Here is a 7,442-nt window from a genome sequence, read left to right on the forward strand (position 1 = left end):
TTCAAAGCCAGACAGGTGAACGCAATGAAGCTTTTGGTTTTTTCCGACTCCCACGGAAACGTGGCGAATATGGAGGATGCGGTGCGCCGGGAAGAGCCGGATCAGGTCCTCCACCTGGGGGACGTGGTGCGGGACGCCGACGCCTTGCGCCGGAGGTTTCCCGACCTTCCCATGACCCGGGTGCGGGGCAACTGCGACGCCCGCAGCGACGTGCCGGAGGAATGCCTGCTGGAACGGGCGGGACGCAGGCTGCTGCTGATGCACGGGCACACCCGCTTTGTGAAAAGCGGTCCGGGCGCCGCGGTGGCGGCTGCCCGGGAGGCAAGGGCGGACGTGCTGTTGTTCGGCCACACCCATGACGCGTTATGCGACCTGCAGGGAAACCTGTGGATTCTGAACCCCGGCGCCGCCGGCGGACTGCTGTTTCGCAGCTACGGGGTGGTCCTGCTGGAGGCGGATGGCGTTTACTGTTATACGCAGCCGATTTGATTGGAAAGGGGAGCGGTGGTCATGCTGCTTGTCATCGACGTGGGCAACACCAATATGGTATTTGGCCTGTTTCGGGGAGAGCGCCTGGAGGGAAGCTTCCGGCTCAAGACCGACGCCAACAGCACCTCGGATGAGCTCGGACTCTATCTATGCGAATATTTCCAACGCTTCGGCCTGCGGCTGGACGAGGTGGAGGACGTCGTCATCGGCTCGGTGGTGCCTCAGATCATGTATACCCTCAGCAGCGCCGTCATCAAATATGTGGGGAAGACTCCGCTGATCTTGGACGACGATCTGGATCCGCGTCTGCCCTACGTGGCGTGCGCCAGTGAGGAACGCCTGGGCCCCGACCGGGCGGCGGCCGACGTGGCGGCTATGGTCAAGTATGGCGCTCCGCTGGTGGTGCTGGATTTCGGCACCGCCACAACGCTGGACGCCATAAGTCCGGAGGGCGTCTATCTGGGCGGCTGCATCACTGCAGGGGTGCGGGTATCCATCGACGGCCTGTTCCAGAAGACCGCGCTGCTGCCCCGGATCGAGCTGGTCAAGCCGGATACCGTGCTGGGCACCACTGCCGTGGGGCAGATCCAGGCCGGGGCGGTGCTGGGCTATATCGGGGCCATGGAGTATCTGATCCGCCGGGCCAAAACGGAGATGGGCGGTAAGAGCATTAAGGTGGTGGCCACCGGTGGGCTGGCCCGGATGGTGGCGGACAATACCGATCTGATCGATATCGTGGACCCCCAGCTGGTGCTGGACGGCCTGCGCATCATCTATGAGCGGGAAAAGAAATCGTAAGGAGCGGCAGGATTGAGCGTATGAGTGAGATTGCAAAACGGGAGCACGGCGCCATCGATATGACTCAGGGCTCGCCCACCCGGCTGATCGTGGCCTTTTCCCTGCCGCTGCTGCTGGGAAACGTTCTGCAGCAGCTGTACAATATGGTGGATTCCATCGTGGTGGGCCAGTTTGTGGGCGCTTCCGCACTGACCGCCGTCGGCACCGGGTTCCCCATCATCTTTTTGCTTGCCTCTCTGTTTATCGGCTTCGCCATGGGCGCAACCGTCATGATCGCCCAGTACATCGGAGCCGGGGACAAACAGAGCGTGGCGCGCACGGTGGATACCATCTACAGCGCGCTGCTGGCGGCCATCGTGCCGCTGTCCCTGCTGGGAGTGGTGCTGACCACGCCCCTGCTGACCCTGATCCGGGTGCCTGTAGAGGCCTTTGACCAGGCGCGGGTCTATTGTATCGTGGTCTTCCTGGGCGGGATCGGCTCGCTGGGCTATAACGTAAACGCCGGTATTCTCCAGGGGCTGGGGGATTCCAAGACGCCCCTGCTGTTTCTGGCGGTTGCCAGCGTCATCAATATCGTGCTGGACCTGCTGTTTGTCCTGGTCTTCCGCTGGGCGGTGTTCGGCGTGGCTCTGGCGACCATCATCGGTCAGGCCTGTTCCTGGATCTTCGGCATTTTCTATATCAACCGGAAATACAACTTTCTGCACATCCGCCTGTTCCAAATCAGGGTCGACCGGAAGCTGCTGGGCCAGATCATCCGGCTGGGGGTCCCTTCGGCCATCCAGCAGTGCCAGTTCTCCGTGGCGATCCTCATCATGCAGGCGCTGATCAACGGCTTCGGCAACGACTTTGCCGCCGGATTTGCCGCCGCCAACAAGATCGACTCCTTTGCGTTCATGCCCATTCAGTCTTTTTCCACCGCAACCACCACCTATGTGGGGCAGAACATGGGGGCTGGACGGCTGGACCGGGTGCAGCGCGGCGCTCGTCGTGCTATGTTGCTGAGCACAGTGGTCTGCATCGCCATTACCGCTTTGGTCATCCCCTTCCGCCGGGAGCTGCTGATGCTGTTCAACCGGGAGAGCGCGGTGGTGGCCGCCGGAGAGGCCTACCTGCTGCGGGTGCTGACCCCGATGTTCGTGCTGGCCGTGATGTTCATCCTCAGCAGCGTCCTGCGCGGCGCCGGCGCCACCATGGTTCCCATGGTGGCCTCGGTTATCGCTCTTTGGGGGGCGCGGGTGCCTGCCGCCTATCTGCTGGCTTACTTTTTCGGTCCGGAGGAGCTCTATTGGTCGTATCTGATCGGCTGGGTCCTGGGGCTGTTCATCTGCCTGGCGGCCTATCTTCGGGGCCGCTGGAAGGAAAAGTGCGTGGTAGCGGAGGAGAACGTGGAATGAAGCTCCTTTTGGCCCGCCACGGTGAGACCGACTGGAACGCCCGGGGCCAGATCCAGGGACAGTCCGATCCCGGTCTGAACGAGACCGGGCGGGCACAGGCCAGGGCGCTGGCCCGCCGGCTGGAAGAGACCGGCGTACCCCTCCGGCGGCTCTATACCAGCCCGCAGAAACGTTCTGCCGAGACGGCGGCCATCGTAGGTGCGTGCCTGGGGATAGAAGCCGAGGCGGTAGAGGGGCTGCGGGAGATTTGTTTTGGCGTATGGGAAGGCCATTGCTGGGAAGAGATCGCGGCGCTGTGGCCCCATTCCTACGAGGCGTACGCCGCCGACCGCCTGCGCTCCCGCCCGCCGGAAGGGGAGAGCTATGCCGAACTGCTGGAACGGGTGCTGCCTGCGCTGCGGAAGATTGCCGCAGGGGAGGGAAGCGCCCTGGTAGTGGCGCACAGCGCCGTCATCAAGGCGGTGCTCTGCCATCTGGACGGGGCGGATTTCCGACAGATCAACCGCCTGTATCCGTTGGGAAACGCCGACTGGGTGAGCCTGGACGGCGATCGATTCCTATAAAATAGTATATGATGGAGGGACTGCAATGAAGCAGGACATGATCCTTATCCTGGACCTGGGCAGCGAACAGAACGCCCAGATTGCCCGGGAGATCCGCGCCCTGGGCGTGTACAGCGAGATCCATCCCCACGACATCACCCTGGCGGAGGTAAAGGCGCTGCCCAATGTGAAGGGCATTATCCTCAACGGCGGACCCAACCGGGTGGTAGACGGCGTGGAGGTGGACGTCTCACGGGACATCTACAATTGCGACGTGCCGGTGCTGCTGGCCGACCACAAGGGGGACGCACCCTGGCCTGCGGACGAAGCGGAGCGCGGACGGGCGCTTTCCAACTTTGTGTTCGGGGTATGCGGGGCCCAGGCCAACTGGAACATGGAAAACTTTATCGCCGACCAGGTGGAGCTCATCCGCCGTCAGGTGGGGGACAGAAACGTCCTTCTGGCCCTGTCCGGCGGGGTGGATTCCTCTGTGGTGGCGGCGCTGCTCATCAAGGCCATCGGCAAGCAGCTCACCTGCGTGCACGTCAACCACGGCCTGCTGCGTAAGGGCGAGCCGGAGCAGGTGGTACAGGTCTTCCGGGATCAGATGGACGCCAACCTGATCTATGTGGACGCGGTGGACCGCTTTCTGGACAAGCTGGCTGGTGTGGCGGAGCCCGAGCAGAAGCGGAAGATCATCGGCGCAGAGTTTATCCGCGTCTTTGAGGAGGAGGCCCGCAAGCTGGAGGGCATCGACTTTTTGGCGCAGGGCACCATCTATCCGGATATCATTGAATCGGGCACCAAGACCGCCAAGGCGGTGAAGGCCCACCACAATGTGGGCGGCCTGCCGGAGGATCTGAAATTCGAACTGGTGGAACCGCTGAAGATGCTCTTCAAGGATGAGGTGCGCGCTTGCGGCGCGGCGTTGGGCCTGCCGGACTCAATGGTATACCGCCAGCCGTTTCCTGGTCCCGGCCTTGGGGTGCGCTGCCTGGGCGCCATCACCCGGGACCGGCTGGAGGCCGTGCGCGCCTCCGACGCGATCCTGCGGGAGGAGTTTGCCGCCGCGGGCCTGGATGGCAAGGTGTGGCAGTACTTTACCGTGGTGCCCGACTTCAAGTCGGTGGGCGTGCGGGACAATAAGCGTACGTTCGACTGGCCGGTGATCCTTCGGGCAGTCAATACCGTGGACGCCATGACCGCCACCGTGGAGGACGTGCCCTTCCCGCTGCTGCAAAAAATTACGGCGCGGATCACCGCCGAGGTGGAGGGCGTCAACCGGGTCCTCTATGATCTGACGCCGAAGCCCACCGGCACTATTGAGTGGGAATGACCGTGAAAACGGTGCAAACCCGTATGAATACAGGCTTTTTTGCCCATCAATGTGGCTCTTAATACTGGATTGATACTATTCGTGTCCGCCCGGTACGCTCAAGAGAATAATCACAAAGGGACAAGCAAAACCGCCCTGCTGAACGACAAATTCAGCAGGGCGGTTTTTTGCTTGCCTTATTTATTTTTCCGACATGGAACATAGTTGTCAAATCTCTGGCTGTCATCGCAAGTCCTCAGCCAGTTGCGTTTCCATTCAACGTATTCCTCTCCGGTGATTTCCCCAGTGTGAAGCTCCTGCTGGCGCAAGGCTATTCCCGCATGAACTTGTCCACAAGGCCGTACTGAAAATAAATCCCCACGGGGGCATAGGAAGGCCGATCGTCGTTGTCGCTGTATCGACGGCGGTATCATCGGAGGCCCCTGTCTTGCCAGAATTGCGAACGAGCTGAAACAGGCGGATAGCGCCGGGGGTATCCTCGTCCAGCGAGAAGAATGTCCTCATGGAGAACAAGTCCGGCTGATCTCCGCCGACTGTGAGCGGGTCAAGCGGGCCTTTGGCCCCGAGCAGATAGAAGCGGCGATAGTTTCTGACAGGCAGAGGGAGCAGGTGGAAAAAATGCGAAAGCGGGCTGCAAGGCAGAAATCCAGATTAGATGTGCGATAATTACTAAAATTTAGAAAAATATGCAAGGGCCGCCCCCGGTCGGGCGGCCCTTGTTTCTGCTGTAACACACGTTACTCATTTACAGTTAGAGAGAGATGATCCAGAATATCTTCCACTTCGTCCGTGGTCGAATATGCGCCATACAGGCTAACGGTGGCATGGCTTGTGCGGCACTCTGCCCAAACATTTCCGTTGTCCATTGTAATCAGGAACTCATAGCCATCGACAGACGTGTAATAGTAAGAGGTTTCAAAACTACCATCAACGATATAAGACTGGCCAAAATAGTTGGCTTGTGCGATATTGTAGATTGATAGATCGACATATCCGCTTCCATCTTTCTTTGCGTAGAGTGCATCAAATATCTCGCTGACATAATTACCCTTTGCATCGGACACGACAAAGGAGAAATTGGCATCCGGGACGTAATCATACTGTTCGTGCATCCATCCTAAATCAAAGGTTACACGGCCTGTCATGGTGTCCAAAAGGTTTGCGGGGTTTTCGGCGGTATACTCCATTTTTTCTGCGCCATCCTCCCGACTAACGCAGCGGCTGCGGAGAGTGGGGTCACTGCTCAAAACCTCAGCAGAGTCCCACTGGGAGTATTCCGATACCACTCCGCCGTTAATGCTGTCACCTACGTCCCAATCGTCCGACTTAAATCGAGCAGATTCTGTCATTTCGTCCAAAGCGGCGGGCGGGTTTCCGCCAGAACCTGTGATAGCAACAGCACCAGGGGCGCCATTTTCGCTTGAAGACACAGGAATGTTATCCGCACTGGACACGATAATGTCGTTTCTGAACAGATGCACCACCGCAGCGGCAGCGGTCAGTGTTAATACCATCATCATAACAACAGCAGCGGCAATCAATGGCATACGAGATTTTAAGGTTGCTTTTTTCATAGGAATGTCCTCCGATTGTTTTTGGTAGGAGGAAAGCTGAGAACGAATGCGCTCCCGGCTCTCCTGCGGCAATTTCAACTCATCAGAAATGCGCTTGAAGTTTCGCTCCATATCAATCCCCCCCAAGTTGCTTTTTTAGGATGCTTTTGGCACGATACAATCTCATGGAAACAGCTGAGATGCTGATGTGTAAAAATTTTGAGATTTCCCGAAATGAGTAGCCCTCAAAATAATGCAAGCTCACAACGGCCCTATACTTTTCCGGCAACTCCATAACGGCATGAACTATGTCCCGATTCTCCGGCTGTACCGACAGAACAACCTCATCTAAAGAAATAGCTTCATGCTTCTTCGCTGCAGTGAGAAGGTTTTTGCAATGGTTAATCGTGACCTTGGTTAGAAACGCACGCTCTTTCCCGGGGTAAATGATCATACTGCTTTCCAGTAGTTTGAGAAATACAGTCTGCACAACATCTTCCGCTTCCTGTGGGGAACGCAGATAACTGAGAGCGATGCGATACACCATGTCCGCATAACGGTCAAAGAGTACCAGCACAGTTTCTTGCTCCATCGGCGCACCCCCTTCCTTTCCTTTTGAGGCCTCATCAATATAACAATTGGGTAAGTCCAATTAGCACAACATTTATAAAATACTTTTTGAATATTTCTCTTATTGATAATGCTATTATACAATAGCATATTTACTTTTATCTTCAAGTTCAAGTCGAGGTTCTACCTCAATTTGAGGGAAGTTTTGATAGTGATCATTTAGGGGTTGAAACCCTTGCAATCCCTCGTTTTCTGTGATACTATTTTGATACTAAGAAAACGAGGTGCCCCAAATAACTGGTGAAACATTAATATATTTGCGAATGTTTTGCTCGTGAAATCACCTCAAATACACTCCCATATATCTGAATTTGCCGAGTGGGAATAAAATAGAAAATCCCCGGAAGCCTTGAAAAATGAACAGGACCAGTAAAAACGGGCAGTGACAAAAGACCCCCTGATGTAGGAAAATAAACTACATCGGGGGGTCCTGTTATGGGGAAACGGAATTACACACACGTTCAAGCGTTGCTGCCTGAAATCAAGGCTATGCCGGCAGAGGGAAAAACGCAGCGGGAAGTTGCGGGATACTATGGCTTCCAGAATAAGCAGGTGGTGAAAAGGCTGCTTGAGCGGGGGCGGAGAAAAGAACGCAAGCTGGAAGCCGGGATCCTTCCACGTCCAAAAGGACGGCCAAGGAAAGATGCTGCTCCCAGAGACATTGCAGCAGAGCAGGCCTGTGAGATCCAGCGACTGC

General features: G+C 57.1%; 8 protein-coding genes. 6 read left to right on the forward strand and 2 right to left on the reverse strand.

What is annotated here, in order from left to right:
* The first annotated feature begins 24 nt into the window (after positions 1–24).
* Genes H8S57_RS06785 through guaA form a run of 5 tightly spaced genes read left to right on the forward strand, consistent with a single transcriptional unit; the run spans position 25 to position 4,562 of the window.
* Positions 25–489, forward strand: a complete 465-nt coding sequence (locus H8S57_RS06785) for a metallophosphoesterase family protein (protein WP_186907325.1) — start codon at positions 25–27, stop codon at positions 487–489.
* A gap of 21 nt (positions 490–510) precedes the next feature.
* Positions 511–1,287, forward strand: coding sequence for a type III pantothenate kinase (locus H8S57_RS06790; RefSeq protein WP_186907326.1), 777 nt, complete (start codon positions 511–513; stop codon positions 1,285–1,287).
* Between the two features lie 20 nt (positions 1,288–1,307).
* The gene (locus tag H8S57_RS06795; protein ID WP_186907327.1) at positions 1,308–2,684 is read left to right on the forward strand and encodes an MATE family efflux transporter; all 1,377 of its coding nucleotides are present in this window, start codon (positions 1,308–1,310) and stop codon (positions 2,682–2,684) included.
* Entirely contained in the window at positions 2,681–3,247 is a 567-nt protein-coding gene (locus tag H8S57_RS06800) for a histidine phosphatase family protein (RefSeq protein ID WP_186907328.1), read from the forward strand. Before H8S57_RS06795 ends, H8S57_RS06800 begins: the two co-directional genes overlap by 4 nt.
* 25 nt (positions 3,248–3,272) lie before the next feature.
* Complete coding sequence (gene guaA, locus H8S57_RS06805; protein ID WP_186907329.1) at positions 3,273–4,562, forward strand: glutamine-hydrolyzing GMP synthase; 1,290 nt, start codon at positions 3,273–3,275, stop codon at positions 4,560–4,562.
* A gap of 737 nt (positions 4,563–5,299) precedes the next feature.
* Here guaA and H8S57_RS06810 read toward each other — a convergent pair.
* Together H8S57_RS06810 and H8S57_RS06815 are read right to left on the reverse strand one after the other, a co-directional pair.
* The gene (locus H8S57_RS06810) at positions 5,300–6,247 is read right to left on the reverse strand and encodes a hypothetical protein (RefSeq protein ID WP_186907330.1); all 948 of its coding nucleotides are present in this window, start codon (positions 6,245–6,247) and stop codon (positions 5,300–5,302) included.
* 1 nt (position 6,248) lies between these two features.
* A complete protein-coding gene (locus H8S57_RS06815) occupies positions 6,249–6,767 on the reverse strand; it encodes an RNA polymerase sigma factor (RefSeq protein ID WP_207723723.1) in 519 nt (172 codons plus the stop codon).
* 413 nt (positions 6,768–7,180) lie between these two features.
* Here H8S57_RS06815 and H8S57_RS17080 point away from each other — a divergent pair.
* On the forward strand, positions 7,181–7,442 hold a 262-nt coding region (locus H8S57_RS17080), incomplete at its 3' end, for an imidazolonepropionase (RefSeq protein ID WP_207723724.1).

The organism is Lawsonibacter hominis (assembly GCF_014287895.1).
Classification (GTDB): domain Bacteria; phylum Bacillota; class Clostridia; order Oscillospirales; family Oscillospiraceae; genus Lawsonibacter_A; species Lawsonibacter_A hominis.

Bases quoted from the DNA above. Each gene is read 5' to 3' on its own strand.
- H8S57_RS06785 (WP_186907325.1), top strand. From the start codon at position 25: ATGAAGCTTTTGGTTTTTTCCGACTCCCACGGAAACGTGGCGAATATG.
- H8S57_RS06790 (WP_186907326.1), top strand. From the start codon at position 511: ATGCTGCTTGTCATCGACGTGGGCAACACCAATATGGTATTTGGCCTG.
- H8S57_RS06795 (WP_186907327.1), top strand. From the start codon at position 1,308: ATGAGTGAGATTGCAAAACGGGAGCACGGCGCCATCGATATGACTCAG.
- H8S57_RS06800 (WP_186907328.1), top strand. From the start codon at position 2,681: ATGAAGCTCCTTTTGGCCCGCCACGGTGAGACCGACTGGAACGCCCGG.
- guaA (WP_186907329.1), top strand. From the start codon at position 3,273: ATGAAGCAGGACATGATCCTTATCCTGGACCTGGGCAGCGAACAGAAC.
- H8S57_RS06810 (WP_186907330.1), bottom strand. From the start codon at position 6,247: ATGGAGCGAAACTTCAAGCGCATTTCTGATGAGTTGAAATTGCCGCAG.